Here is a 25927-nt window from a genome sequence, read left to right on the forward strand (position 1 = left end):
GGCCGCCCCTATTCCACCGTGACCGACTTGGCCAGGTTGCGGGGCTTGTCCACGTCCAGGCCCTTGAGCCGGGCCATGTCCAGGGCGAACAGCTGCAAGGGGACCACATCCACCAGGGGGCTGAGCAGGGTCGGGCAGGGCGGCCGCCAAAAGACCACGTCAGCATAGCGGCCTGCATCCGGGTCGCCCTCCTCTGCCACGACGATGGTGAAGGCGCCGCGGGCCTTGACCTCCTCGATGGCCGAGATGACCTTGTCGTGCAGCACATTGCGGCCCCGGGCGCTGGGGACGATGACCACCACGGGCTCCCCCGGCTCCACCAGGGCGATCGGGCCGTGCTTGAGCTCGCCGGCGGCGAATCCTTCCGTGAAGATGTAGGCGATCTCCTTGAGCTTGAGCGCCCCCTCCAGTGCCACGGGATAGCCCACATGCCGCCCCAGGAAGAGGAAGGAACGGGCCTTGGACATGCGCTGAGCCGTCTGGCTGATGACCTCGGCCTGGCTATCCAGCACCTTCTGGATCTTGGCAGGCATGGCCTTGAGGTTGTCGATGGTCTGGTGGATCTCGTCCCGGTACATGGTCCCCTTGACCTGGGCCAGGTAGAGCCCCAGCAGGTAGGCCGCCACAATCTGGGCCAGGAAGGCCTTGGTGGAGGCCACAGCCACCTCGGGGCCGGCGTGCGTGTAGAGTACGGCGTCGGACTCCCTGGGGATGGTCGACCCCTGGGTGTTGCAAATGGCCAGAACCCTTGAACCCTGCTCTCGCGCATGCCGGAGCGCCATCAACGTGTCCATGGTCTCCCCGGACTGGGAAATGGCCACGACCAGGGTGCGCGGGGTCAGAATGGGATCACGGTAGCGGAACTCATGGGCCAGCTCGACCTCCACCGGGATGCGGACCCAGTGCTCGATGGCGTACTTGGCCACCAGACCCGCATAGGAGGCCGTTCCGCAGGCCACGACAATGATCTTGTCGATCTGGCGGAAGACCTCCTCATCGATGTGGACCTCGTCCAGATCCAGGTCGCCCGACTCGTCGTACCGGCCCAGCAGGGTGTTGGAGACCGCCGCAGGATCCTCGTGGATCTCCTTGTCCATGAAGGAGTCCCATCCGCCCTTTTCGGCGGCCGAGGCATCCCAGTCGATGGTGTAGCGTCGGGGATGCTCCACAGGATGCCCCTGGAAGTCGGTGACCAGGACCTGGTCCGCGCTGATGCAGACCGCCTGGTCCTGCCCCAGCTCCATGGCCCGACGGGTATAGGCCACGAAGGCGGCCACATCGGATCCCAGGTAGTTCTCTCCGTCCCCCAGACCAACCACCAGCGGCGAATCGTGTCGGATGCCCACCACCAGATCGGGCTGCCTCGAGTCCACTGCCAGTATGGTGAAGGCCCCTTTGAGCATGCGGGCCAGCCGCCTGATGGCCTCGAAGATGTCGGGCTGGCCGGTGGCATCGATAATCTCCTGGGCGATCTTGCCCAAAAGCTTGGCGGCCACCTCGGTGTCCGTGGAGGATACGAAGGTGTACCCCTCGGTCTCCAGGTCCAGCCTCAGCCTGGATGCGTTCTCGATGATCCCGTTGTGGATCAGCGCGACCTTGCCGTCACGGCTGACGTGGGGATGGGCGTTGACGTCAGTGGGTTCGCCATTGGTGGCCCAACGGGTGTGGCCGATGCCCACAGTTGCCTCGGGCATTGGCTTGGCCTTCAGATCGGCGACCAGATTGCCCAGGCGCCCGGCCTTCTTGCGCACGGCCACCCGCGCCATCCCAGGGGCAGCCAGGGCCACTCCGGCCGAGTCATAGCCCCGGTACTCCAAGCGTTCCAGACCCTTGAGGCAGACCTCCAGGGGCCTGCCGCAGGCCGTCCGTACTGATCCCGCATAACCGACGATTCCGCACATGGGCCCCAGTCTAGCCATGGGAATTCCGCCGCCGACCATCCGGAAGGCTTCTTGCCGGAATTTCTACAACCTGAACCGCACCTGCTTCTAGAGCACGGTATGCAGGAACCCAGCGAACCTCTCGGTATGAGGATGGTCGATGATGCCAGGGCCGCCCTGCTCCACCACGACACCCTGGTCCATGAAGACGATCTGCTCGGCCACCTCGCGGGCGAAGCCCATCTCATGGGTGACCACCACCATGGTCATGCCCTGTTGAGCCACCTGCCGCATGACCCCCAGGACCTCCCCCACCAGCTCCGGATCCAGGGCCGAGGTGGGCTCGTCGAAGAGCATGATGTCAGGGTGCATGGCCAGTGCTCGTGCGATGGCCACACGCTGCTGCTGTCCGCCGGAGAGCTGGGCTGGATAGTAGTCCATCCTGTCCTCCAGCCCTACACGTTCCAGCTGGGCCTGTGCCTCCTTGCGGGCATCGCTTTTAGGAACCCGGCCCACATGGACCGGCGCCTCCATGACGTTCTCCAGGGCGGTCATATGAGGAAAGAGGTTGAAACGCTGGAAGACCATACCGATCTTGGATCGCTGCCTGGCAATGGCCTTGTCGTCCAGGGTCTCAAGCACAGGGCCCTTGCCGGTATCGATCTTCCGGTATCCGGTCAGCTCACCGTCCACATAGATCTCACCGGCTGTGCGGGTCTCCAGCTGGTTGATCAACCGCAACAGCGTTGACTTGCCTGAACCGGAAGGCCCCAGGACGGCCGTCACCGTGCCGGGCATGACCTCCAGGTTGATTCCCCGCAGCACATGCTGATCGCCGAAGACCTTGTGCACATTCCTGATGACGATGGCCGGATCCTTGCCGCCTTGACCGTCTTTCTTGGTCTGCCTGTCCTCGTCCATGATTCTCCTCCTGCCTCAGGCGTTCAACCCGGCCATCATGACCTTGTTGACCTTGTCGGTCTCCTGACGGGTCTGCGGGTCCCCGCCATCCTTGCCGTCCTTGGCACCCGACCCGGCCAGGGGCCGCGAGTCGAAGCCCTTGCCGTAGTGCTTCTCCAGCTGGGCCTGGATGACCATCAGAACGGAGGTGATGACCAGATACCAGATGCAGGCCACAATCAGCAGCGGGATGGTCTTGTAGATGCGGTTGGCGATGGCGTTGGTGGCGAACTGAAGTTCCAGGGTGAAGGGCACGGCAAGAGCCAGGGATGTGGTCTTGAGCATGCCGATGGTCTCATTGCCGGTAGGCGGCACAATGATGCGCATGGCCTGAGGCAGGACGATGCGCCGCATGATCATGGATGGCGGCATGCCCAGGGCCTTGGCTGCCTCCTCCTGGCCGGGATCCACAGCCTCGATGCCGGCACGGACGATTTCGGAAAGATAGGCAGCCTCGTTGAGCCCCAGGCCCAGAACCGTGGCCACAGTGGCATTCAGCACGGTCTTGGTGTCGATGCTCCAGAATTCGGGACCGAAGGGGATGCCGATGGCCAGTTTGGGTATCAGCACGGAAAGCAGGCCCCAGAAGACCAGCTGGGTATATACAGGAGTGCCGCGGAAGAACCAGATGAAGAACCAGCTGACCCAGCGCAGGACCGGATTGGACGATTTGCGCATGACCGCCAGGATGATGGCCAGGATTGTGGCCAGGACCATGGCGTAGACGGTCAGTAGCAGGGTCCACTTGATGCCGTCCAGGACGTGCTCATTGAAGAGGTACTTCCAGACCGTGGGCCAGTCAAAGTTGGGATTGGTCACCATGCCGTGGATCAGCATGGCCACGAAGATGGCCACGATGACGGCAGCCACGATCGGCCCCGGCTTGCGCACCGGCCTGGCATGTATTCTGCCGGGGATCTGAATCTGGTCCGTCCCCTTCTTGGTATGCATCTCCTGCTTCCTTCCGCACCGCTGTACTTGTTCAGGCCTGATCCATTGGCCGAACCACCTGCTGAGGCGCGGGTCGCCCGGTGTGACGACCCGCGCCTGGCCTTGCCTCAGTCAGAGACCGCAGGGTTGATCTCAGCCTTTTCGACCGCACCGCTCTGGACGCCCCAATTCTTGAGGATCTTGGCGTAGACGCCGTCGTCAATCAGCTTCTGGAGAGCCGCCTGGGTGGCCTCGGCCATGCCACTGCCTTTCTTGAGGGCGGCACCTTGCAGGACGATGTCGGTGTCCTTGCCCAGCTTCTCCAGCTGGCCGTCGGTCTGCTTGATGGCATACCCGGTCACCTGGGAGTCGGCATAGAAGACGTCGATCTTGCCGTTGACCACTGCCGTGGCGGCATCGGTCTGCTGCTTGTAGGACTGCACGTCCACCGGCTTCTTGCCCTTGGCCTTGCACTCGGCCGAGATCTTGTCGGTTGCCTGCTGCTCTTCGATGGTCCCGGTCTGCACGCCGACCTTGACGCCGCAGATGTCGTCAGGGTTGATCTTGGAGGGGTTGCCCTTCTTGACGGCAAAGGCCGTACCCGCCTTGAAGGTGGTGACGAAGTCGACGGACTGCATCCGCTCCTTGGTGATGGTGAAGCTGGAGATGCCCGCGTCATACTTGCTGCCGATGGCCGGGATGATGGTATCGAAGGAGGCGCTGACCATCTGCCCATCGAGCCCCATGACCTTGGCAATGGCGTTCGACAGGTCCACGTCAAAGCCAATCGGGGTCTTTCCATCCTCACTCATGAACTCGCCAGGCGCATATGAGGTCTCCATACCCACGGTCAGCTTGCCGTCCTTGGAAACCGACTCGGGCACCTTGGCCGCGACGGCCGGATCCTTCTTGATACCGCTGACGTCAAAAGCCGCTGGGTGGGAGCTGGTGGTGACCTTGCCCGATGCACTGCTGGTGTCCGCCTCGTCTGTGGTTCCGCAGGCTCCGATGGAGGCCAGCAGGGTGATGCTCAGAGCCGTCGCCAACACCGCCTTGATCTTGCCCATGTCTTCTCCTCTTCCGGACCGCCCCGAAGCGACCCCGATTGCTCTTGATTGACATGCACTATTATGCACACATTTGTATTTTTATGCATACAGATGAAGGTTAACTAGATATTGCAGACCGCTTATCCTGGTATTTTTGGCTCTATAGCAGGCCAAAGGCGCTATTCGACACTGTCGATCGCCATCAGCTCCGGGCGTGTCGAATCTGTATAGAACGGGAAGACCTTTGTGGGCGACTGTGGGTCGTTATGAGACTCAGGAAATTCGGTAGGTTTATCCGAGAGCTCAGCCCCGCCGGTTGCGGTAGCGCATGGCCCTCTGGGCCTCACGGCGATCCTGCTCCTCCCGCAGGGATTGGCGCTTGTCATACTCGCGCTTTCCTCGGGCCACGGCGATCTCCACCTTGACCTTGCCGTCCTTGAAATACAGACTCAGGGGAACGATGGTATAGCCCTTGGCCTGAATCTGCCGCTCCAAGCGAAGGATCTGCTTGGCGTGGAGGAGCAGCTTGCGCTTACGCTTGGGGGCGTGGTTGTTCCAGGTGCCATTGAGGTATTCAGGGATATTGGTGTTTTCCAACCAGACCTCGTGCCGCCGGTCAATGCTGACGAACGACTCGGCCAGGGAGGCACGCCCCTCGCGCAGAGACTTGACCTCGGTCCCGGTCAGCGCGATGCCGGCCTCATACCGATCCTCAATCTGATAGTCATGACGGGCCCTGCGGTTCTGGGCGATCATCGACGTGCCGGTTTCCTTAGCCATGATATCCTCCTCTCGATTGCGCCAAGGAGGCTACATGGCACTCCGGACAGCGATAATGCCGTTCCAAGCGGCGGACCTGGCGCGCACCGGCATCAGTAATGAATGTATTGGTAGTTGCCTGCCCCATAGACCGTTTCATAGGTGGGGAAGGCGGCGAAGCCGGTGCCCCCTTCGGAAATGAGCACTGATCCATCCGAATTGACCCGCTCGACCACAGCCACGTGGCCATAGGTCCAGTTGGCGTTCCAACTAGTGACCCGCTGGCCACGGGCGAAGACCATGACAGCACCGACATGGGGGGTGTTGTTGACCAGGTAGCCCAGGCCACGTGCCTTGCCGGCCCACTGAGCCCCGTTGCCTAGATATGAGCCCACAGGCAGAGCCAACTGCGAGCGGCGTATATAGGCCCAAAGTGTGCACTGCCGTGCGGGGTAGGCGCTGCCACCCACTGTATTGCCGGTGCTATGGCCATAGCAGAATCCGGAACCTGAGGGGCAGCTGCCCGGCACTGCATAATTCATGCCGGAGGCGCCGCCACCGCCACCGTTGCCTCTGCCGCTATTACCACCGCCGCCATTGTTACTGGGCGGGGCAGGCCGTGGATTCCGTGCCGGACGGGATCCGCCGCCATTGCTGATCTGCTGGGCTCCTCCGGCATGCGGGTCGGCGCTGCCGCCCGGATTGCCGGTGTTCAGCGAGTCGATCATGGATTCGGTGGCCACGATATCTGCGGCTTCACGGGCCGACTGTGTGGTCAGGGCAGCCTTTTGACTCTCCAGCTGCTTGCGTGCTGCGGTCCCCTGGTCACGCAGGGCCTGCAGGTGGTCCTGCTTGGCCTGAGCCGCCGCTACAGCCTGCTGGGCCACCGCCTGCTGTTGATCGGCCTTGGCCTTGAGCGTGCTGATCTGCTCCTCGATGGCCTCCAGACGTTGCTTCCGGTTCATGGAGGAGTTGAGGGTATTGGCTGCATCGTTGGCCGTATTGGCTTCGGACCTGGTTACAGCCGCATCGGACTGCATCTTGTCCACGAAGTCCTGGGTACTTGAAGACTTGGTCACCACATCCATGATCTGGGAAGTCTCGGACCCGTGAAAGCTCTTTCTGGCCATCTGAGCCACGCCAGCCTTGGCATCGTCATAGTCAAGGCCGGTCTGACGTATCTTGGCCTCCAGGTCGGCACGATCCTTGCGGGCAGCCTCCAGACGGTCATTGGTGGCCTGGACCAGGCTATCGGCCTGTTCGGCCTGCTGTTGGGCATCGATGGCACTCTGCTGTGCAGCCGGAATCTGATTGGAGGTCAGATCATCAAGGCTCAGTATCTGGTTGGCAAGTTGGGCGCTGACGCCAGCCAGCTTGCTCTTCAGGGCCGCGTGGTTCTGGACTTTCTGCTGGTAGCTGCTCCAGTCGGCCCGGGCAGGTTCAGGCGCTACGGACAGTCCGAGGATTCCGCCGCCCAGCATCATGGCCAACGATCCGACGAGGCCGCAGATAGCCTCCCACCGTTTGGTACGATTCATGGTCAAGTCCCTCACTATCGCTATCCATGCTAGTCATCATTATGACAGAGATTGCGCCCCCGATCGAACGGCCCGTCGCCGCAAATCAGGTCCGCAAATACCGCCGCAGGGAGATGGAGGAGGCCATCGCCGACAAGAGCATGGCCCCCAGGATCAGGGCTGGGGCTATGAGCAGGACCGTGGACTGGTCCACGTAGGGCATCCATTGGACCGTGCGAGCCAGCCAGTCGGTAATGAAGAGCTTGACGATGGCGCTCAGGGCTCCGACAGCCAGAAGCGAGCCCAGCAGGGAGGCCACCACCCCCTCCAGGATGAAGGGCAGCCGGATGGTCCAGTTGGAGGCTCCCACCAGTCTCATGATCTCCGTCTCGTTCCGACGCGCGGCAGCGCTCATCCTGATGGTGGTGCCGGTCAGCAGAATGGCCACAATCACCATCACCACAGCCAGGACCAGAGTGACCGCCGTGGCCCTGTTGAGGATTTTGAAGACCGGGTCGAATATCTGACGCTGGTCGGAGACCTCCTCCACCCCATCGCGTCCGGACAGCACCTCGGAGACCACCTGGTACTTGGTCGGGTCCTTGAGCTTGAGCCGCAGGGAGCCCTGCATGTCCGCCGCGGTCATGGTCCTTCCCTCGTAGGTACCGTCAGGGTACTGCTTGAGGAAGGTGTTCTTGAAGAAGTCCTCACGGCTCTGATAGGTGATCTTGGCCACGGAGTCGCTCAGCTCGGTATTGATGGTGTTCTCCAGCTTGACGATCTCGTCATTGGTGGGCGCCTTGCCGGTCGCGCATGAGGCCGCCTGGCTGGTGCCGTCCGGGCAGAGCCAGACCACCACCTCCACCTGGTCGTACCAGTCTCCCTTGGCCTTGCTGATCTGAGCCTGCATGAGGCCCGAGGCGCCTATGAACAGGAAGGAGATGAAGGTGACCAGCATGACCGAAAGGATCATGGACCCGTTGCGGCGCAGGTTGTCCCAGGTGCTGGAAAGGATGAACCGCAGTCTCATCGTGCTGCCTTCTTCTTGTCATCATGCTCATCCCGAGCCGGTGCTTCGTTCTCTCGACGGGACTTCCTTGCCGCCTTGGGGGCTTCAGGCGGGGCAGGAGGAGCCGGCGGGGCTCCCATGGGCTCAGCATTATGATGATTGTCGCTCATTGAGACCTGTTTATCGGTCCTGGCCTTGTTGGAGGACTGTTTTGAGGGTTTGGGGACGTCCTGCTTCTTCCGGCCTGCAGTCTGATCTGATTCGCCGGTCGGCTCTGCCGGGCTGGAGCCATCGGACCCCGAAGGCTGATCGGGCCTCTTGAACCGTTGCCCACTATCAGAGGTCTTGGCGGAAGAACTTTTCATCGATCGTCGGTCATTGGCCTTGTCGTCCTTCTCGGGCGCTCTTTGACCTCGATCACGATTGCGTTCGTCATGCGCGAGACCCTTGCTGTCATCGCCGCGTTTCCCGTCCCGCTGCCTGCTGCCCGATTCTTCGGTCTGCCGATCCTGGGGCCTGCCTTCAGCGGTCGCCTTGGGCTGAACAGCATCCGAACCACGGGCAGGCTTGGGGGATTTTCTGGAAGCTGTACGTTCTGTATGGGCATGTCCTGCCTTGTCGTGGTCCCTGTCACCGGAACCGTCACTCGACTGACCGGATCGATCCTTGCTGGTCTGGGCCACAGGCCTGCGGAATCGCTCATCCGAGTCAGACCCTGCAGCTGTGTCTTCGTGCTGGCTGGAATCTTCCTGCGCGGACTCAAGGCTGCCCAGACCCTTGCCCCAGGTCAGGGTGTCCTCCACCGAGGTGAAGACCTGCCCATAACGCCCGGTTCGCCCCGAATGCATGGATTTGGCCAGCCGTGCGATTCCCTCGTCGCCGTACTGACCCTGGTTGACGGCCTGCGCCACCGCTTGGACCACCTGCTTGGCCCCCTTGGTCCCATCCGCGATGGGCTCGGCGGCCGGACTGTTCCCGTCCTGCACGACGACCCGCACCGGACGGCGCCCTCCAACTCCTGCCTCGCGTGCACGGTCCAGGGCATCGCCGTCGGCGGGATCCCCGATGGCGTGATGGGAGCGCGCAGCCACTTCGGCATCGGGGAAGAAGCGCGAAGAATCATAGGAGCCGTGGGCCTCGTCGCGCATGATCCGACCCGTATGCAACTCCACCACCCGTTTGCGCATGGAGTTGACGATCTCCTCGTTGTGGGTGGCCATGACCACAGTGGTGCCGGTCCTGTTGATGGCGTCCAGGACCTCCATGATGCCCAGGGAGGTGGTGGGATCGAGATTGCCGGTAGGCTCATCCGCCAGCAGAATTTCCGGGTTGTTGACGTAGGCCCGGGCCAGAGCCACACGTTGGGCCTCGCCGCCGGAAAGCTCGTGGGGGTAGTTGTGCTCCTTGCCGGTCAGCCCCACGGTCTTGAGCACCTGAGGCACCAGGGTCTTGATGGTGGACCGACGGGCACCGATGACTTCCAGCGTGAAGGCCACGTTCTGCCATACGGTCTTGTTGTTGAGCAGCTTGTAATCCTGGAATACGAAACCGATGGAACGCCGATACCCTGGGATCTCGCGGTTGCGCAGACGTCGCAGGTCGTTGCCGGCCACGCGGATCTCACCCTCGGTGGCCTCCTCCTCGCGCAGGAGCAGACGCAGCAGGGTGGTCTTGCCCGACCCGCTGGCGCCCACCAGAAAAACGAAATCCCCGCGATTGACATCCAGGCTGATGTTATCCAAGGCCGGACGGGACCCCTTGGGGTAAATCTTGGTCACGCCCTTGAGCGAAATCAACGCCATTTACACTCCGTTCCTCGGTATTCCCATACAGAGGCTATCAAGAAGACCGACACTACTCACCCATGAAACACCGACCGGACCTGGGCCGGACGAAGCTCTACTTGTTGGCTTCCTCCTCGCGAGCCTGGACCCGCTGCTGATGCCGCCAGCGGATGCCGGCCTCGATGAAGGCGTCAATGTCACCGTCGAAGACCCCCTGGGTATCTGAGGTCTCGTATCCGGTGCGCAGGTCCTTGACCATCTGGTAGGGATGCAGCACATAGGAGCGCATCTGGTCGCCCCAGCTGGCCTTGATGTCGCCGGCCAGCTCCTTCTTCTTCTTGGCCTCCTCCTCGTGCCGCAGAACCAGCAGCCGGGACTGAAGAACAGCCATGGCAGCCGCGCGGTTCTGGATCTGGCTGCGCTCATCCTGCATGGTGACCACGATGTTGGTCGGCAGGTGGGTGATGCGCACGGCCGAATAGGTGGTGTTGACACCCTGGCCGCCTGGGCCGGAGGAGCAGTAGGTGTCCACTCGGATGTCCGAGTCGGGGATGTCGATGTGGTCGGTGGGCTCCACCAAGGGGATGACCTCGACGGCGGCGAAAGAGGTCTGCCGCCTGCCCTGGTTGTCGAAGGGCGAGATCCGCACCAGACGATGGGTGCCGCCCTCCACCGACAGACGGCCGTATGCGTAGGGGGCATCCACCTGGAAGGTGGCCGACTTGATGCCGGCCTCCTCCGCGTATGAGGTGTCCATGACCTTGGTGGAGAAGCCGTGCCTCTCAGCCCAACGCATGTACATGCGCAGGAGCATCTGCGCCCAGTCGGCCGCGTCCACCCCGCCGGCGCCCGAGCGGATGGTGACCACGGCAGCGCGCTCGTCGTACTCCCCGTCCAGCAGGGTCTGAATCTCCATGTCATCCAGGTCGGATCTCAAAGAGTCGATCTCCTTGCGGGCCTCCACCAGGGTGTCCTGATCATGCTCCTCCTGGCCCAGCTCCTCCAAGGCCTGCACATCATCCAGCCGGGAGGCTGCGGACTCCAGGTGCTTGAGCTGGGATTGCAGGGCCGAGAGCCTGCTGGTCACCTTCTGAGCATTCTCCTGGTCGTCCCAAAGTCCGGGCGCGCTGGCCTGACGCTCCAGATCCGCAATCCGCGAGCGCAGACCATCCGGGTCCAGCGCCTTGGAAATCATCTCGTACTTGGCCTTGGCCTGCTCCAATGCTTGAGCAAAATCCATCTCTGCCATACCGTCTCACCGCTTTCCGGACCGGCTCCGCACGAGCCGACCACCGTCTTCATTCCTGTGTGCCTTTGCCTGTGACGGCCGGATTCCCGCCGACCGGACGGACCGGGTCAAAGGCCGCTGAAGATGGCCGGGATGACAAGACTGGCCAGCAGAGCCACGGCGATGACCAGGCAGACCACCCTGGCCGTATTGCGGCGCCGACGCTCCCGGCGCTCCCGCTCATGACTGTAGGCACTCATAGTCGGTAATTTTACCTATCGGCTGGGACCTGGCTGGTGTCGATCCGGACCCGACTGCCGGACGGACCGCCTGTATTTGAGCGTCGACCGGTTTATCCTGTAAGACAACTTGATGTCAACACGACTGCACCGCCTGAAGGAGGAACGATGAGCACAGCACGCACCGCATGGGGTTGGGGCCTTGCCAGCCAGGACGAGCAGGGCCGGACCCTGGACGTCTGGTACCCCAAGGCCGAGATCTCCACACCGCCGACCCCGGCCAACCGCCCCAACCACGACTTCGGCGACCAGGTCCACAACCAGCCCGACGCCCGTGGCATCCGAAGGGTACCGGTCTTCACCGTGGCTGATTTGGATGGCCCGATAGCCGATGCCGCCGACGCCTATCTGCGGCTTCACCTGCTCAGCATGCGCCTGACACCGCCCAACAGCATGAACCTGGACGGGATCTTCGAACAACTGACCACGGTGGTCTGGACCAACTACGGACCCTTCGCCGTGGAGGACTTCGCCCTGCGCCGGTCACAGGTCATGGCTGCAGCCAGCCGGTCCATGCCGGGCATTCCGGTGACGCAGGTAACGGTGCTGAGCGTGGACAAGTTCCCCCGCATGGTGGATTACGTGGTTCCCGAGGGAGTCCGCATCGGCAACGCCGACCGGATTCGGCTCGGCGCCCATCTTGCACCGGGAACGACGGTCATGCATGAGGGCTTCGTCAACTTCAACGCCGGAACCCTGGGCCATTCCATGGTCGAAGGCCGCATCTCACAGGGGGTCGTGGTCGGCGACGGTTCGGACATCGGCGGAGGAGCCTCCATCATGGGCACCCTGTCCGGCGGAGGCCGCCATCGGGTCTCCATCGGTCAGCACTCCCTGCTGGGGGCCAACGCCGGCATCGGTATCTCACTGGGCGACGACTGCGTTGTCGAAGCCGGGCTCTACGTCACCGCCGGCACTAAGATCGGCCTGGGCGATCAGGTGGTCAAGGGGGCGGAGCTCAGCGGACGGGATCATCTGCTCTTCATCCGCGACTCCCGCACTGGCCAGGTCAAAGCCCTGCCCCGCAAGAAGGGCATCGAGCTGAACGAGCGGCTGCACGCCAACTGAGTCCGGCGGTCACGGGGCTCAGCGCTGCTCCATGGGCAGGTAGTCGCGTGGGCCCTGACCGGTATAGACCTGCCTGGGACGACCGATTTTCGTGTCGGGATCGTCCAGCATCTCCCGGTACTGGGCGATCCATCCGGGGATACGTCCCAATGCGAAGAGCGTGGTGAACATCTCCGGGTCGAAGCCGATGGCGCGGTAGATGAGCCCTGTGTAGAAGTCAACGTTGGGATAGAGGTGGCGTTCGACGAAGTAGTCGTCGTGCAGTGCCAGGTCCTCCAGCTCAAGAGCCACGTCGAAGAGCTCCGCATCCTCGGCATTCCTGTCCTGGTCGGGTTCGTCCATGAGCTTGTAGAGCCACTGCTTGGCAATGGCCGCGCGCGGGTCATAGGACTTATAGACCCGGTGGCCCAGACCCGCGATTTTCCGCCCCTCGCTCTTGGCCTGGTCCACATACCCCCGCACGCCCAGTCCGGAATCCCGTATGCTCTTCAACTGACGCAACACGGCCTCGTTGGCGCCGCCGTGCAGGGGACCTGACAGGGTATTGATGCCGGCGGCCACTGCCGAATACAGGTTGGCCCGGGCCGATCCGGCAATCCGCACCACTGAAGTGGAGCAGTTCTGTTCATGGTCGGCATGGATGATCAGAAGCTTGTCCAGGGCCTGCACCTTGAGAGGGTCGGCTTGATAGGGCTGGTAGGGCATGGCGAAGCTCATCCGCAGGAAGTCCTCCACATAGCCCCAGGTCCTGTCCGGGTAGAGCAGCGGCTGGTCACGGCGACGACGGTGGATCAGGGAGACGATGGTGCGCACCTTGGCCATGATGATGGCACTGGCCTCATCCAGCTGGTCGGAATCGTCAACATTGCAGGTGTCCGGGTGGAAGCCAGCCAGGGCATTGACCGCCGCAGCCAGCACACTCATGGGATGAGCCTGGCGCGGGAAGGACGAGAGCAGATGGCGGAAGTCCTCCCCTACGACCGTATGACCCAGGACATGGCTGCGGAACCGCTGGTACTGCTCGGCATCAGGCAGCTCACCGTGGGACAGCAGCCAGGCCACTTCGAGGAAATTGGATTGGGCGCACAGATCCTCTATGGCATAGCCCCTGTAGCGCAGTATGGACCGCTTGCCGTCAATGAAGGTGATTCCCGAGACGCACTGGGCCGTGGTCTGGAAGCCGGGATCCAGCGTGACCCAGCCGTCGTTGCGCAGGGAGGAGACCAGAATGCCATCGGGCCCTTCGGTGGCGCGAACCAGGGGAAGATCAACCTGTTCGGAATCGATGGACAACCGTGCTGTGGACACCACGCACCTCCTGTTGATCAACCAGTGAGGTGCCAGTGAGAGTCGACGGCCAGGCCGGATCAGGCTACCGGCACCTGTACCGGCGTGGAATTGCCGACATGCTAGCAGAAACAACCACGACTTCGATTACCGGCTTGTAACCACAAGCATGAATCCGTCACCTCCACCAACGACGCGCAGGTCCAAGCGAGTGCCGTCTTCGTCCCCGCATCAGCGTGCCGGCACAGGGCAGGGAAGAAAGTACAGGTATCAAACAGGGCCGGCATCAAAGAGGGACCCGGGAGCATCCACATTGTGGACATTCCTGGGTCCCTATAGTCTGATTTCGGCCTCGGACGGCCTTCGACTCAGTCCCTGGTCGTCAGGATGACAGGTCCCTGCTCGGTGATGGCGATGGTGTGCTCGCTGTGGGCGCCCCGCGATCCGTCTGCAGAACGCAGGGTCCACCCGTCCTTGGGATCCTGGTAAATCTGATCTGTGGTCGCCAGGAACCAAGGCTCAATGGCGATGACCAGGCCCGGGCGCAGCTTGTAGCCGTGGTGAGGAGTGCCATCGTTGGGCACGTGGGGATCGCCATGCATGATTCGCCCTACCCCGTGTCCACCGAATTCCAGGTTGACGCTGTATCCGTTTTCATGGGCAACTTCACCGATTGCAGCGGAGATGTCACCCAGGCGGTTACCGGGCTGAGCCTGGGCGATGCCCGCCTTCAGGGCCTCTTCAGTGGTCCGAATCAGCCGCAGATCCTCTGGATCGGCATGCTCACCCACCACGAAGCTGATGGCCGAGTCGCCCACCCAGCCGTCCACATTGATGGCCAGATCCAGGGAGAGCAGGTCGCCGTCCTTGAGGTTGTAGTCATAGGGCACCCCGTGCAGGACGGCATCGTTGACGGACAGGCAAATGTAGTGGGCGAAGGGGCCTGTGCCGAAATCGGGTGCGTAGTCCACGTAGCAGGAGGTGGCTCCCTTACGGGAGTTGATCCTGTCCTTGACGTAGTCATCCAGCTCCAGCAGGTTGACCCCGGGTTTGCTCATGGCTTTGAGCTCCTTGAGGATGCTGCCGACAAACCTGCCCGCCGGCTTCATCTGTTCGATCTCCTGCTTGGTTTTGAGCTCGATCATCCTCTGCGTCCTTTCATAATTGGTGCCCGCGGGTGCCGCCCCTCAGGATCCTGCCCAAGTACTACCTCTCAGTATTATCGGGTCAGTCGGACGAGTCCGGCTCTCAGTTCCGGCCGAAGGTGAAGGCCCTGATGATGGAGACGACTCCCAGCACCAGAAGTGCACACCCGCTAAAGATGACCAGGAAGATGACGGAGCTCAGCGGGTAGATCATGACGATGATCCCGGCGATGATGGATACGATGCCCGAGAAGATGGCCCAGCCTGAATGCGGGAGCCCCCAGGAGGCTGCCAGACTCATCACGCCCTCCATGATCCAGCTGATGCCCACAATGATGGTGACCAGTAGGGTCAGCGCAGAAGCGGACAGGGCCGTGTTCCTGACGATGACAATGCCGCCGACGGCGATCAGGGCACCAAAGAGGACACCCAACACACGCCAACCGCCGGGAAGCCCCTTGGACACGATGGAGGTGGCCAGACGGACCACGCCGGAGATGATGAAGTAGATACCCAGCACCACGGTCACGGCGATCAGGGTCTTGTCCGGCCTGAGCAGCAGGGCCAGGCCCAGGATGACCCCAATCACGCCCATGACGCCCATGATGGTGCGGATGGCCCGCAGGGTTTTGAATCCCAGATCCTCGGCGATCATGGAGAATGGATCCATCCGTGGCGGGCGCCCCTGGTAGCCGGGGTATTGCCCATATTGACCATAATTATTCTGGCCATAATTATTCTGGTATTGGCCGTTATTCTGCGAAGAATCCTGACCACCGTACTGATTGGGCTGACCGCCCTGCATGGGATCCGTCATACCGTCCTCTTTCACTCGCTCAGGGCGACCGGGCGGCCGTCCTGTCACCGCCTTCCAAGTTTAAATCACCACGGGGGCAATCGCGGCTTTTCCCTTAGGCGGATGATTCTCCGGTCCGCTGATCCCCGCCGACCCCGGGGCATGGCATGTCACCAAAGATGGCTAGGCTTGTGGCATGGCACAATCTACTGAATCCAAGACCTCCTCCGGACTTGATCCGGCCTCCTTCTCTTCGGTCATCAGACCCCAGGACGACCTCTTTCGTTTTGTCAACGGTCCCTGGATCGACACCTACAGTCTGCCCGAGGACCGCTCCCGGTTCGGCTCCTTCGACAAGCTCGCCGAGGATGCCGAGGCACAGATCCGCGAAATCCTCGAAGACCCGGAATCCCCGGCTGTCAAGTCAGCCCTGCTCTACCGCAGTTTCCTGGACACCGAGGCCATCGAGGCTGCGGGAATGGAACCCATCCGCCCCGACCTGCAGGCCATTGATGCCGTGCCCGATAAGAAGGCATTGACCAGCCTGCTGGGCCGGCTCAATCCCACTGGCGGCCCCGATCTGTTCGGCATTGCCATCTATGGCGATCCGGGCAACGCCGGCGTCAACGTGGCTCATATGGAACAGGCCGGGCTTGGGCTTCCCGACGAGGCCTACTACCGGGAGAAGAGTTACGCTCCGGTCCGTCAGGCCTACACCGATATGGTCGCCTCCCTGCTCAGGCTCTCCGGCTACGCCGACGACCAGGAGGATGCCCACAGGCAGGCGGGGTCCTTCCTCGAGATCGAGACGCGCATAGCGGCACGCCACTGGGACAACGTGTCCACCAGAGATGAGGATCGTACCTACAACCCCACTACGCTGACTGACCTGGAGTCGACGCTCGCCGATTTCAATCTGCACACCTGGATCGAGTCCTGGCAGAAGGCATATGCAGCCAGCCCTGTCGCCAATCTGCAACCGGTCGATCTGAGCTCAGCCCTGTCCAGGACCATCGTGCACGAACCCTCCTTCCTGCAGGGTTTGAACGAGCTCTGGAAGACCAGCGATCTGGAGGATCTGAAACTCTGGGCCCGCGTACACACCCTGATCGAGTGGGCAGGTCTGCTCAGCAGCGACTTCGATCAGGCCAGGTTCGACTTCTATGGCAAGGTCCTTTCAGGCACGACCAAGATGCGTGACCGCTGGAAGCGAGCCGTATCCCTGGTCAACGGCATTTGCGGCGAGGATGTCGGACGCGAATATGTGCGTCGGCACTTCCCCGCCTCCAGCAAGGCCCGTATGGAGGCCCTGGTCTCAGACCTGATCGACGCCTACCGGGTCTCCATCACCTCCAGCGACTGGCTGGGCGAACAGACCAAGGTCAAGGCTCTTGCCAAGCTGGACAAATTCTCACCCAAGATCGGCTACACCGAACACTGGCGCGACTATACGGCCCTGGCTGTGGACGAAAAGCTGGGTCTGGTCGACAACGTGCGGCGGGCCAACCTCTACGAGTCCGGCTACCAGTTCGGCAAGGCCGGTCAGCCTGTGGACAAGGAAGAGTGGCTGATGAACCCTCAGACGGTCAACGCCTACTACGAGCCCACCCTGAACGTCATCGTCTTCCCCGCAGCCATCCTGCAGCCGCCCTTCTTCGACCCGGAAGCCGACGACGCCGTCAACTACGGAGGCATCGGATCGGTCATCGGCCACGAGATCGGCCACGGATTCGACGACCAGGGCTCCAAGTACGACGGTGACGGACGTCTGCAGGACTGGTGGACCCCGCAGGACCGTAAAAACTTCGAGCAACGGACCAAGGCACTCATTGAGCAGTACAACGGGTTCGTCCCCCAGCAACTTGCCGAGAAGTACGCCGACAAGCCCGAGCAGGCACCTCATGTCAATGGGGCACTGACCATTGGCGAGAACATCGGGGACCTGGGAGGCGTCAACATCGCCATCAAGGCCTATGCACTCTCCCTACAGAAGAAGGAGGGCGGCACAGCCGGGACTGACGATGCGGCCATGGACCAGGCACTGGCCTCGGCTCCGGTCATGGACGGCTACACCGGTCTGCAACGGTTCTTCCTGTCCTATGCCTCCATCTGGAGGACCAAGAACAGGGATCAGCTGGCCGAACAGTATCTGCAGATCGATCCCCACTCCCCTGCTGAATTCCGTACCAACGGCATCGTCAGGAATGTGGATCGCTTCTATCAGGCCTTCGGAGTCACCGCCGAGGACGGTATGTGGCTGGAGCCCGAAGCACGGGTCAAGATTTGGTAAACCTGTTCTGATCGAAATCGTTGGTTCACGGCTTCAAGTAGCGTGCTGATCAAGGCGGGAGGCAGACGGGAATCAGTCGGCCTCCCGCCTTCGTCTTGCTCGGCCGGAACAACCTTTGCTCATCCAGCATTGGAAGCCACCACCGATGTCCGCTCGGCTGCAGACGAAGCAGAGGATGCACAGACAGAGGCGGTTTCGGACGGTGAGGATGGTAGCGGCGTGGTCCAAGGGTCCGGGCCCACCGCCCCCTCATCGGTGGGCGCAACAGGCGCAGCACCCGATTGGATCCTGGTGAAGGTGTCCTGTCCCCGGGACAGGTCGTGACCGATGCCATCCGCCACCAAGACCAGACTGCTGTGCGGCTGACCATCGCTGGTCCATTCCTCCGTCACCAAGGATCCGGAAACCATTACCGGATCACCCTTGTGCAGACAGGCCAGGGCATTGACCGCCAGAGTTCTGAAGGCCTTGACCGTCAGCCAGGTGGTGGATTTTCGTTTCCACACCCCAGCCGTAGCATCGTAATAGGCCGGCGTGGAACCCAACCTGAAGGAGCAGACAGGTGTAGACCCAGGCTGTCCCAGACGAGTTGGCTGGGTCCCCATGAAGCCGAAGACGGTCGTTTTTATTTCGTTGATAGACATACCGGAACCTCTCTGTTGATGTTATGAATCCGACGCTGTAAATCCGCCGGTCGATTCCTGAACTTGCAGCGGTGAGGCCATTCGACGGAGGATCCCCGACCGGAGCGCGGATAATCGGAGCGGGGGAAGGTACTGGCCCCGGCCAGGAACCCTCCGACGAACGGTGAGTCCATCCTGCCTCCGCCCACGTCCCTGCACCTGACCCGCAGACCAATGTGGTCGAACGGGCTCGGTCTGGTTCCCGTGGTGGACAAGCCGCCCCCATGGCCGGGCTCCAAATGCCCCTCCACTGTCCAGGACCATCGAGCATTGGTCCTGGGCTAAACTGTGAGAGCAGATACATCGGCACGGTTTGGAAGGACCCGCAGTCATGGTTCACACGCTGGTCAGTTGGAATATCGATTCGCTCAACGCCGCCCTGCTGGGCAAGAGCAGTCGCAGCGCCCTCTCCCTGAAGGTGGTGGAGACCATACGGGATCTGGACCCCGATGTCGTAGCCATCCAGGAGACCAAACTCAACGGCGATCAGAAGAAATCCGCGGGCATTCTCAAGGCGCTTATGCGCTATTTCCCCGATTACCAGGAAGTGGACCGCCGCTCCGAAGCCCCGGCCCGCACAGGCTACGCAGGCACGCTCATGCTCTACCGCAAGAGCCTGCCGGAGCCTACCGTGACCCGCCCCCGCATCGGCGCTCCGGACACCATGGACGACGAAGGCCGCATGCTCACTCTGGAGTTCCCGGACTGCTTCGTCACCACGGTCTACACCCCCAATTCCGGATCGGGACTGGTCAGGCTCAAGCCGCGCGGGGTCTGGGACGATTGCTACCGTCACTACCTGCAGGAGCTGGATGCCCGCAAGCCGGTCCTGGCCTGCGGCGACTTCAACGTGGCCCACGAGGAGATCGACATCGCCAACCCGGCATCCAACCACCATTCCGCCGGCTTCACCGACCAGGAGCGCGAGAAGTTCGGCCTTCTGCTGGACGCAGGCTTCACCGACACCTTCCGAAAGATCCATGGCGATGCCGCCGGATTCTACGATGACCACCGCAGCATCTACACCTGGTTCGCCCAGCGTGCCCCGAAGAGCAAGATCAACAACTCAGGCTGGCGCATCGACTACTGGCTGACCTCCAACCGGATCGCTGACCAGGTCAGCACCAGTGAACCCGTGGACACCGGCGAGCGCCAGGACCATCTGCCCATTCTGCTGCGCATCTGACCGGATAGATCCCTGAACCCAAACCGATACGACCAAAAGGGCGGGGCCTTGGTCACGCCATGATGTACGTGACCAGGGCCCCGCCCCTCTATATTGGTTGCGATAAGCAACCATGGGTGTGGCATGCCCTACTGCAGGGCTGCGATCCGATCAAGAATCACCTGAGCGGCCTGATCAGCAGGAACAGCTTGCACATCCGAACCGTCGCGGTTGCGAATCTCGATGGTGCCGTTGGCGATGGTGTCGCGTCCGGCAATGGCGACCAGGGGCACCCCGATCAGCTCGGCATCCTTGAACTTGACCCCGGGGGATACCTTGGGCCGGTCATCGTAGAGGACCTCCACGCCACGGTCCTCCAAATCGGCGACCAGCTTCTCAGCGGCATCGAAGGCCTCCTGCTTCTTGCCGGTGGCCACCACATGAACCGCGGCAGGAGCGACAGCCTTGGGCCAGGCCAGACCCTTGTCATCGTGATGCATCTCCGCGATGCAGGCCAGCACGCGGGAAATACCGATGCCATAGCAACCCATCCAGACCGGCACCGCCTTGCCGTTGCGGTCCAGAACCTTCAGACCCAATGCGTCAGAGTATTTCAGTCCAAGCTGGAAGACCTGCCCGATCTCCACTCCACGTTCGAAGCTGAGCGGTCCTGATCCGTCAGGGCTCATATCCCCGTGACGGACCTCGGCGGCCTCCACCACTCCGTCGGCTTGGAAGTCACGCCCGTAGACCGCATTGGCCAGGTGCACGCCTTCGGCATCAGCACCGGTCACCCAGGCTGAGCCGAGCGCCACATGGGCGTCGAGGAAGTAGCGGATATGAGCGGCGGATTCACTGTCCGAACGCTGAGGGCCCAGCACACGGGGACCGATGTACCCCTTGACCAGCTCGGGATGGGCCGCAAGGTCAGTCTCACTGGCCTCCTCGATCTCGGCCGGGGCGAACTGGGCCTCCAGCCGCTTCATGTCCACCTGACGGTCGCCCGGCAGGCCGACGGCCACCAGCTCCCGCCAGCCCTCGGGATGGTCATCGTCGGCAGGGTGCTTGACGGCCACAATCAGGTTCTTCAAAGTATCGGCAGCGGTCCAGTCCCGGCCGTCCTGGCGGGGATGCAGCTGATTGAACCGCTCCACCAGAGTGTCGATGGTAGTCGAGTCGGGGGTATCCAGCTCCTGCATGGCCGGGGTCTCGGAATAGTCGACGGACTCGGGGTGCGGGGTGGTCAGCGCCTCCACGTTCCACGCCTTCCCCGATGGAGCCAGGGCAAAGGTGTCCTCGCCTATGGGCAGCGGAGCCAGGAATTCCTCGGACTCTGATCCTCCCATGGGTCCGGAGACCGCGTGGACGATTACGTAATTGACGCCCAGACGCTTGAAGATTCGTTCATAGGCACCGCGCTCATCCTGGTAGGCCTTCTTCAGCCCCTCCTCATCCACGGTGAAGGAGTAAGCGTCCTTCATAATGAACTCACGACCCCTGATCAGCCCGGCGCGGGGACGGAACTCGTCGCGGTACTTGGTCTGGATCTGGTAGAGGACAACCGGCAGGTCCTTGTATGAGGAGTACATGTCCTTGACCAAAAGGGTAAACATCTCCTCATGGGTGGGAGCCAGCAGGTAATCGGCGCCGTGCCTGTCCTGGAGGCGGAAGAGATTCTCACCGTACTCCTCCCAGCGGTGGGTGGCCTCGTAGGGCTCGCGAGGCAGCAGGGCCGGGAAGTGGACCTCTTGGGCACCAATGCCATTAATCTCCTCACGGACCACGGCCTGGACCTTGTCAAGGACTTTCAGACCCAGCGGCAACCAGGTGAAGATGCCAGGGGCCACCTTGCGAACGTAACCAGCCCGCTGAAGGAGTTTGGCCGAGTCCACATCGGCGTCGGCCGGATCCTCCCTGAGGGTCCGCAGAAAGAGGGTTGACATGCGCATGGCTTTGGTTCTCATACCTCCCAAAGATATGCGCGCAAAGGGACAAGAAGCCATAGAAGACGACCTGGGACAATTTGCTGCAGGAGAGCCCGAAATCTGGAAATTATTGATCGCGCCCATCATACATAGTTCTGGCGGCCATGCCGCGGATCATCTCTTGAGATCAATCGAGACGCTGCGGAATACAGAGACTGCAACTTCTTAGAACAATTCCGAATACCGTTCATGCGCTTTGTCAAGCACACCGATTTGACTCGAGCAGTTGTGTAATGTACAATTAAATGAATTTTGAAGTAAAATTAGTTCAATCTTTTTATTAGTTTGGTTCAATGGTGACTTATCAAGTAGACGTTTCCCTCTCGCATGTGTCCTTCTCCTACGGACGTAAACAGGCACTGTCGGATGTGTCCTTGAGCTTCGGCAATGGCGTATTCGGGCTCTTGGGACCCAATGGTGCCGGCAAGACGACGCTGATGAATATTGTGACCACCTTGTCGCGTCCTTCCTCGGGCAGTGTAAGGATTGCCAGAGCGAATGTGCTGACTGGCGCTGGACGACGTCGGGCCAGGAGTCGGATCGGATATTTGCCGCAATCGTTCGAGCTGATGAATGCTTCAAGCCTGATGCGCAACGTGCGGTACGCCGCCTGGGCGCGCGGTCTGTCCTGGAAAGCTTCCTGCGATGCAGCGGTGTGGGCCTTGGAACAGGTGGGATTGTCTGGGGAATCCCGCCGCCTGGTGCGCAGCCTGTCCGGTGGCATGCGTCAACGTGCGGGCATCGCGTGTGCAATTGTCGCCCGTCCCGACGTGCTTGTCTTGGATGAGCCGACCGTTGGCCTCGATCCAGTGCAGCGCATTGAGGTGCGTAGATTCCTCGATGCCTATGCCGACAGCCACACAGTGCTGGTGAGCACACATCTGGTCGAGGACCTGGCCGCAATTGCCGACCGTGTACTGGTGCTCAATAACGGGCGTCTGCTCTTGGACGGCCACATGGATGATCTCGCCGCCTTAGCCAATCCTGAGGACTCAATGGCATCGCCTTGGGAATCTGGTTATCGACAGCTTCTGACGCGGACTGGACACCTGCCATCCGACCAAGATGAGGTCTCATAATGGCCCGACTGCTCAATCCCCTGTCACCGCTGAGCTCGCTGGTGTTCTTTCTGTCAATGATGGCATATCCGGCCGCATTATCGGTGCGCAACTACGGAGTCGGCCGATCAGACGCGTCTCCGTGGGTACTGACAGATGCGGCCTTGCAGCTTGACTTGACCTGGATGCATCTAATGACGGATGTGATTGCCTGCATGTTTGGTGCGTGGAGTGCCTGGAAAGCGTGTTCCCCGCGATCCATGGTCGCGCCGCCCTGGATCGGGGGCCCGTCTGTCCGCAGATATGGTGTGCCTGTCCTCAAGGGTGCCGCATTGAGTTCCCTGGCCTATGCGGCAGGTTGTCTTCCCGCCATCGTCCAGACACTGCGGTTCACAGGCGGGTCGGTTCCCGTGGGAGCCTTGCTCATGGGCATGGCGGTGCCGGCAGCCATGTTCGCCCTGGGTTATGCACTCGGGGCCATCATGGGTAGCCGCTGGTCCCTGGTACCGGCCACGCTCCTGCCTGCCGCCCTGTGTTGGGGCAGTGTATTTCTGCTGATGCCACGCACACCCAAGGGTGACGTGTTCCCCCGAGCATGGGGGTCACCACTGGCCGCGGCGATGCCGGTGATGGACACGGGCATCGGTGCCGAGCCGGGACTCAGCATTAACCCTTTAGCGGTGACAGTGCGCTGGGTCCTGGTCGCTGTAGTGCTGACCACGTCCACAGCGGCCTGCATTCTGACCGCGCACCGGTGGCGGCCCGGCCTGTCATGGATAGTCGCCCCATTGGCGGTGCTTCTGCTTGTTCCGACTGCTGCCGGGGGCCTGGTCGCCATGTCCGGTCCGGCAGAATGGCACCGGTCCGCTCCGTTCACCCCTGTCTGCAAAAGCATAGACGGTGTGCCACTGTCGGTGTGCGCCCATCCGGATGATGGCGCCCAGCTGAGACGCTACACACGGTATATGCATTCGGTCGCCTCATGGTTCCCCAAGGACAGTGTGGAAGGCAGCTCGGGTCTTGTGCTTTTGCTGGGCAACGCTTTTACGCCCACAACCCATGGCCAGGCATGGAATCTCACCGACCAGGGCCTGACCGAATTGCAGCACTTGGGCGGCAAGAAGATACAGGTAATGACCGACACAGTAACTGAACGCACTGGACGATACAGCGACCTAGCTGATGTCACAGAGGCCATCGTGAAGGAATTCGTCCATGCCGACTGCGCGGCTACGGCACTTGAAAACGTGTATAAACAACGGACACTGGATGACGGTGCCAGCGTGTCCGCCTTCGTGCTGGAGCAGTTGCCCCAGCGCATGAGAGAGACCGCCTACGAGTCGCCGGGCGGAGGAAATGGAAGCTCCGGGATGGGAAGCGCCCGAGGACCTGCCGTCGATCTGCTCAACGAGGCCACAAATGACGAGTTCCATGCCTACGTGCGTCGCAACCTCTCTGAGATCGAACGCTGCGCCGTCACGCCGTCCAATGTCATCAATGATCTGGGGAAGAGCCACTGATGGGCGGCCGGCATCGACGTGGTTCCAAGAGAGGCGGAATCTCGGTCGGATGGCTGGCTGGGCGCAACCCATGGGCGGCCTTGGCATTCATCGCGCTGGCTGCGGCCATACCCTTCCTGCTTGCCTCCGTCTCCGCTTCCGCTACCGGCGGAGAGATCTATGCTCGACCAGCCTATTACGGGTACGTCTGCCTTCCTGATCCACATGCGGTTGTATTCAACGACGCTGTGCACACCCAATGCCCACAAGGCAAAAGCGCCGTGCCAAGTGTCGTGCCCATGGCCGAGCTGGCCTACGCGGTGTTCAGCGCATGTGCCTTGGTCATGCTCGCCCCGCTTATGCCCACCTGGGAGCGCCTGAACCTGGCGCGCGTCCGTTGGCGAGCCCTGGCTGCCGGGACAGGCGTGCTGATGCTGCCGTTTCTTTTCAGCCTCCTCCTTACCATACCTAGCTCCCACGGTGACCCGACAACCGCACAGTCGCTGCTCAGACTGGCTGCCTGCAACGGCCTGGTCGACGCATCCTTGGTCATGCTCGGCATCGCATTACTGGGTCGTTTCTACGGGCTTGGGCTGGGCGTAGGGCTGGCAGTGATCAATATCGCCAGCCAAGGTATGCAGGTAGGCATGGGGCTGACGCTTCGTCTATACCCCGAGGACATCAAACCGCCTGTTCCTGGACAGGGGATCTGGCCGGCGATTGCAGCGGTCTTGACAGTCTTCGCCGTCTTACTCTGGACAGTTACCGGAGGCCGGGGAATGATCATGGACAAGAAATAAAAGCCAGCACAGCTGCGTGTGAGAGGTGTTAGACCCTACCGGCCTTAGCAGCGCAGGAGTTTGTCCGAGTCCACCTAGCCGTCAGCAGAACCCAAACCAAACGGCGCATACCGGAAAAGGTCGGCAAATCCTCAACCTAACATCCTGACATCCGGCATCTCTCCAGTATTACCCTCTCCTATAAAGAGGGCCAAGATATGATGGTTGTATATCAAACAGGTTTTCTGATTTACAAGGACAGGGCGGGCACCTATGTCATCAGAGCCGGGTGTGACCATCCAGACCTTCACCGACCTCGATGCAGAGCACATGACGCTTCTCCTGGAGGCAGATCCTTCGGAACGGATAATCCATGACGTTTTCGCCAATTCCCGCGCTTATGAAATCCGAGTGGAACAAGCCCTGGCCGGCGTCATGCTGCTTGTCAGACAAAACACGGACACCTTGGAAATCGCCGATATCAGTGTGGGCCGTGCTTTTCGCCGACAGGGACTTGGAAGCAGATTAATAGAGCGAGCCAAGATGGAAACTGTCGGGCTGGGTCTGAGAAGATTGGAAGTGGGCACCGGATCCACCAGTTTTGGAGCCCTTTGCTTCTACCAGACATGCGGATTTCGCATGGACCGCATTGTGCGGGATTATTTTGTAGACCGCTACCAGCAGCCCATTGTCGAGAACGGAATCACCCTTAAAGACATGGTCCGTCTGTCATGGTGTCTCTAGCGACCCGAACGAC

The 25927-nt window shown here is 61.5% G+C and carries 22 protein-coding genes and 1 pseudogene; 8 read left to right on the forward strand and 15 right to left on the reverse strand.

The window, feature by feature from the left end; genetic code table 11:
* Positions 1-8 precede the first annotated feature (8 nt).
* The 7 genes from glmS to ftsX form a co-directional block, all read right to left on the reverse strand.
* Positions 9-1901, reverse strand: a complete 1893-nt coding sequence (gene glmS, locus JF70_RS05865) for a glutamine--fructose-6-phosphate transaminase (isomerizing) (RefSeq protein ID WP_045936185.1) — start codon at positions 1899-1901, stop codon at positions 9-11.
* A gap of 87 nt (positions 1902-1988) precedes the next feature.
* A complete protein-coding gene (locus tag JF70_RS05870; RefSeq protein ID WP_045935624.1) occupies positions 1989-2801 on the reverse strand; it encodes an amino acid ABC transporter ATP-binding protein in 813 nt (270 codons plus the stop codon).
* A 15-nt stretch (positions 2802-2816) separates the two neighbouring features.
* A complete protein-coding gene (locus tag JF70_RS05875) occupies positions 2817-3791 on the reverse strand; it encodes an amino acid ABC transporter permease (RefSeq protein ID WP_045935625.1) in 975 nt (324 codons plus the stop codon).
* Positions 3792-3898: 107 nt separating this feature from the next.
* Positions 3899-4837, reverse strand: coding sequence for an ABC transporter substrate-binding protein (locus tag JF70_RS05880; protein WP_045935626.1), 939 nt, complete (start codon positions 4835-4837; stop codon positions 3899-3901).
* 285 nt (positions 4838-5122) lie between these two features.
* Positions 5123-5599 carry an SsrA-binding protein SmpB gene (smpB, locus tag JF70_RS05885; RefSeq protein WP_045935627.1) on the reverse strand — a complete coding sequence of 159 codons (477 nt, stop codon included), beginning with the start codon at positions 5597-5599 and terminating at the stop codon, positions 5123-5125.
* A 92-nt stretch (positions 5600-5691) separates the two neighbouring features.
* Positions 5692-7116 carry a CHAP domain-containing protein gene (locus JF70_RS09235; protein ID WP_045936186.1) on the reverse strand — a complete coding sequence of 475 codons (1425 nt, stop codon included), beginning with the start codon at positions 7114-7116 and terminating at the stop codon, positions 5692-5694.
* A gap of 85 nt (positions 7117-7201) precedes the next feature.
* Positions 7202-8125 (reverse strand): permease-like cell division protein FtsX, encoded by a 924-nt coding sequence (gene ftsX / locus JF70_RS05895; RefSeq protein ID WP_029678687.1) that lies wholly within the window; start codon positions 8123-8125, stop codon positions 7202-7204.
* Positions 8126-8200: 75 nt separating this feature from the next.
* On the opposite strand from ftsX, the gene JF70_RS09305 reads away from it, so the two are divergent.
* Positions 8201-8260: a hypothetical protein gene (locus JF70_RS09305; RefSeq protein WP_420804944.1), complete on the forward strand. Its 60-nt coding sequence runs from the start codon at positions 8201-8203 to the stop codon at positions 8258-8260.
* A 614-nt stretch (positions 8261-8874) separates the two neighbouring features.
* Here JF70_RS09305 and ftsE read toward each other — a convergent pair.
* The 3 genes and pseudogenes from ftsE to JF70_RS09240 form a co-directional block, all read right to left on the reverse strand.
* Positions 8875-9906: pseudogene (gene ftsE / locus JF70_RS05900) on the reverse strand (cell division ATP-binding protein FtsE); the annotation flags it as partial.
* A gap of 97 nt (positions 9907-10003) precedes the next feature.
* Positions 10004-11137 (reverse strand): peptide chain release factor 2, encoded by a 1134-nt coding sequence (gene prfB, locus JF70_RS05905; RefSeq protein WP_045935628.1) that lies wholly within the window; start codon positions 11135-11137, stop codon positions 10004-10006.
* A gap of 107 nt (positions 11138-11244) precedes the next feature.
* Positions 11245-11376 (reverse strand): hypothetical protein, encoded by a 132-nt coding sequence (locus tag JF70_RS09240; RefSeq protein WP_258326683.1) that lies wholly within the window; start codon positions 11374-11376, stop codon positions 11245-11247.
* Between the two features lie 147 nt (positions 11377-11523).
* Between JF70_RS09240 and dapD the strand changes: the two genes are divergently transcribed.
* Positions 11524-12483 carry a 2,3,4,5-tetrahydropyridine-2,6-dicarboxylate N-succinyltransferase gene (dapD, locus tag JF70_RS05910; protein WP_045935629.1) on the forward strand — a complete coding sequence of 320 codons (960 nt, stop codon included), beginning with the start codon at positions 11524-11526 and terminating at the stop codon, positions 12481-12483.
* A gap of 18 nt (positions 12484-12501) precedes the next feature.
* On the opposite strand, the gene JF70_RS05915 is transcribed toward dapD, so the two are convergent.
* The 3 genes from JF70_RS05915 to JF70_RS05925 form a co-directional block, all read right to left on the reverse strand.
* Positions 12502-13791 (reverse strand): citrate synthase, encoded by a 1290-nt coding sequence (locus JF70_RS05915; protein ID WP_082069423.1) that lies wholly within the window; start codon positions 13789-13791, stop codon positions 12502-12504.
* A gap of 347 nt (positions 13792-14138) precedes the next feature.
* Complete coding sequence (gene map / locus JF70_RS05920; protein WP_045935631.1) at positions 14139-14915, reverse strand: type I methionyl aminopeptidase; 777 nt, start codon at positions 14913-14915, stop codon at positions 14139-14141.
* A gap of 103 nt (positions 14916-15018) precedes the next feature.
* Positions 15019-15732: a DUF308 domain-containing protein gene (locus JF70_RS05925; RefSeq protein WP_045935632.1), complete on the reverse strand. Its 714-nt coding sequence runs from the start codon at positions 15730-15732 to the stop codon at positions 15019-15021.
* Between the two features lie 175 nt (positions 15733-15907).
* Here JF70_RS05925 and JF70_RS05930 point away from each other — a divergent pair, with 175 nt between their 5' ends.
* Positions 15908-18001 carry a M13 family metallopeptidase gene (locus JF70_RS05930; protein ID WP_045935633.1) on the forward strand — a complete coding sequence of 698 codons (2094 nt, stop codon included), beginning with the start codon at positions 15908-15910 and terminating at the stop codon, positions 17999-18001.
* Between the two features lie 119 nt (positions 18002-18120).
* On the opposite strand, the gene JF70_RS05935 is transcribed toward JF70_RS05930, so the two are convergent.
* Positions 18121-18645 carry a single-stranded DNA-binding protein gene (locus JF70_RS05935; protein WP_052690775.1) on the reverse strand — a complete coding sequence of 175 codons (525 nt, stop codon included), beginning with the start codon at positions 18643-18645 and terminating at the stop codon, positions 18121-18123.
* 370 nt (positions 18646-19015) lie between these two features.
* On the opposite strand from JF70_RS05935, the gene JF70_RS05940 reads away from it, so the two are divergent.
* Positions 19016-19870: an exodeoxyribonuclease III gene (locus JF70_RS05940; protein ID WP_045935634.1), complete on the forward strand. Its 855-nt coding sequence runs from the start codon at positions 19016-19018 to the stop codon at positions 19868-19870.
* Positions 19871-19998: 128 nt separating this feature from the next.
* Here JF70_RS05940 and JF70_RS05945 read toward each other — a convergent pair whose 3' ends face one another.
* On the reverse strand, positions 19999-21813 hold the full coding sequence (locus JF70_RS05945) for a proline--tRNA ligase (RefSeq protein ID WP_045935635.1): 1815 nt from the start codon (positions 21811-21813) through the stop codon (positions 19999-20001).
* 314 nt (positions 21814-22127) lie between these two features.
* Between JF70_RS05945 and JF70_RS05950 the strand changes: the two genes are divergently transcribed.
* From JF70_RS05950 to JF70_RS05965, 4 genes are all read left to right on the forward strand, one after another.
* Positions 22128-22913 carry an ABC transporter ATP-binding protein gene (locus tag JF70_RS05950; RefSeq protein ID WP_045935636.1) on the forward strand — a complete coding sequence of 262 codons (786 nt, stop codon included), beginning with the start codon at positions 22128-22130 and terminating at the stop codon, positions 22911-22913.
* Positions 22914-23200: 287 nt separating this feature from the next.
* Positions 23201-24412, forward strand: a complete 1212-nt coding sequence (locus JF70_RS08590; protein WP_156149617.1) for a hypothetical protein — start codon at positions 23201-23203, stop codon at positions 24410-24412.
* On the forward strand, positions 24412-25191 hold the full coding sequence (locus tag JF70_RS05960) for a hypothetical protein (protein ID WP_045935637.1): 780 nt from the start codon (positions 24412-24414) through the stop codon (positions 25189-25191). The genes JF70_RS08590 and JF70_RS05960 overlap by 1 nt, the downstream gene beginning before the upstream one ends.
* Positions 25192-25461: 270 nt before the next feature.
* Positions 25462-25914: a GNAT family N-acetyltransferase gene (locus tag JF70_RS05965; protein ID WP_197069110.1), complete on the forward strand. Its 453-nt coding sequence runs from the start codon at positions 25462-25464 to the stop codon at positions 25912-25914.
* Positions 25915-25927: the final 13 nt, after the last annotated feature.

The organism is Bifidobacterium mellis, from assembly GCF_000967265.1.
Taxonomy (GTDB): Bacteria; Actinomycetota; Actinomycetes; order Actinomycetales; family Bifidobacteriaceae; genus Bombiscardovia; species Bombiscardovia mellis.

Coding starts and splice junctions, on each gene's coding strand:
- smpB (WP_045935627.1), bottom strand. CDS start 5,599: ATGGCTAAGGAAACCGGCACGTCGATGATCGCCCAGAACCGCAGGGCC.
- JF70_RS05925 (WP_045935632.1), bottom strand. CDS start 15,732: ATGACGGATCCCATGCAGGGCGGTCAGCCCAATCAGTACGGTGGTCAG.
- glmS (WP_045936185.1), bottom strand. CDS start 1,901: ATGTGCGGAATCGTCGGTTATGCGGGATCAGTACGGACGGCCTGCGGC.
- ftsX (WP_029678687.1), bottom strand. CDS start 8,125: ATGAGACTGCGGTTCATCCTTTCCAGCACCTGGGACAACCTGCGCCGC.
- JF70_RS09240 (WP_258326683.1), bottom strand. CDS start 11,376: ATGAGTGCCTACAGTCATGAGCGGGAGCGCCGGGAGCGTCGGCGCCGC.
- JF70_RS05945 (WP_045935635.1), bottom strand. CDS start 21,813: ATGAGAACCAAAGCCATGCGCATGTCAACCCTCTTTCTGCGGACCCTC.
- JF70_RS09235 (WP_045936186.1), bottom strand. CDS start 7,116: ATGAATCGTACCAAACGGTGGGAGGCTATCTGCGGCCTCGTCGGATCG.
- JF70_RS05935 (WP_052690775.1), bottom strand. CDS start 18,645: ATGTCTATCAACGAAATAAAAACGACCGTCTTCGGCTTCATGGGGACC.
- prfB (WP_045935628.1), bottom strand. CDS start 11,137: ATGGCAGAGATGGATTTTGCTCAAGCATTGGAGCAGGCCAAGGCCAAG.
- JF70_RS05870 (WP_045935624.1), bottom strand. CDS start 2,801: ATGGACGAGGACAGGCAGACCAAGAAAGACGGTCAAGGCGGCAAGGAT.
- dapD (WP_045935629.1), top strand. CDS start 11,524: ATGAGCACAGCACGCACCGCATGGGGTTGGGGCCTTGCCAGCCAGGAC.
- JF70_RS05960 (WP_045935637.1), top strand. CDS start 24,412: ATGGGCGGCCGGCATCGACGTGGTTCCAAGAGAGGCGGAATCTCGGTC.
- JF70_RS05880 (WP_045935626.1), bottom strand. CDS start 4,837: ATGGGCAAGATCAAGGCGGTGTTGGCGACGGCTCTGAGCATCACCCTG.
- JF70_RS05930 (WP_045935633.1), top strand. CDS start 15,908: ATGGCACAATCTACTGAATCCAAGACCTCCTCCGGACTTGATCCGGCC.
- JF70_RS05875 (WP_045935625.1), bottom strand. CDS start 3,791: ATGCATACCAAGAAGGGGACGGACCAGATTCAGATCCCCGGCAGAATA.
- JF70_RS05950 (WP_045935636.1), top strand. CDS start 22,128: ATGGTGACTTATCAAGTAGACGTTTCCCTCTCGCATGTGTCCTTCTCC.
- JF70_RS05940 (WP_045935634.1), top strand. CDS start 19,016: ATGGTTCACACGCTGGTCAGTTGGAATATCGATTCGCTCAACGCCGCC.
- map (WP_045935631.1), bottom strand. CDS start 14,915: ATGATCGAGCTCAAAACCAAGCAGGAGATCGAACAGATGAAGCCGGCG.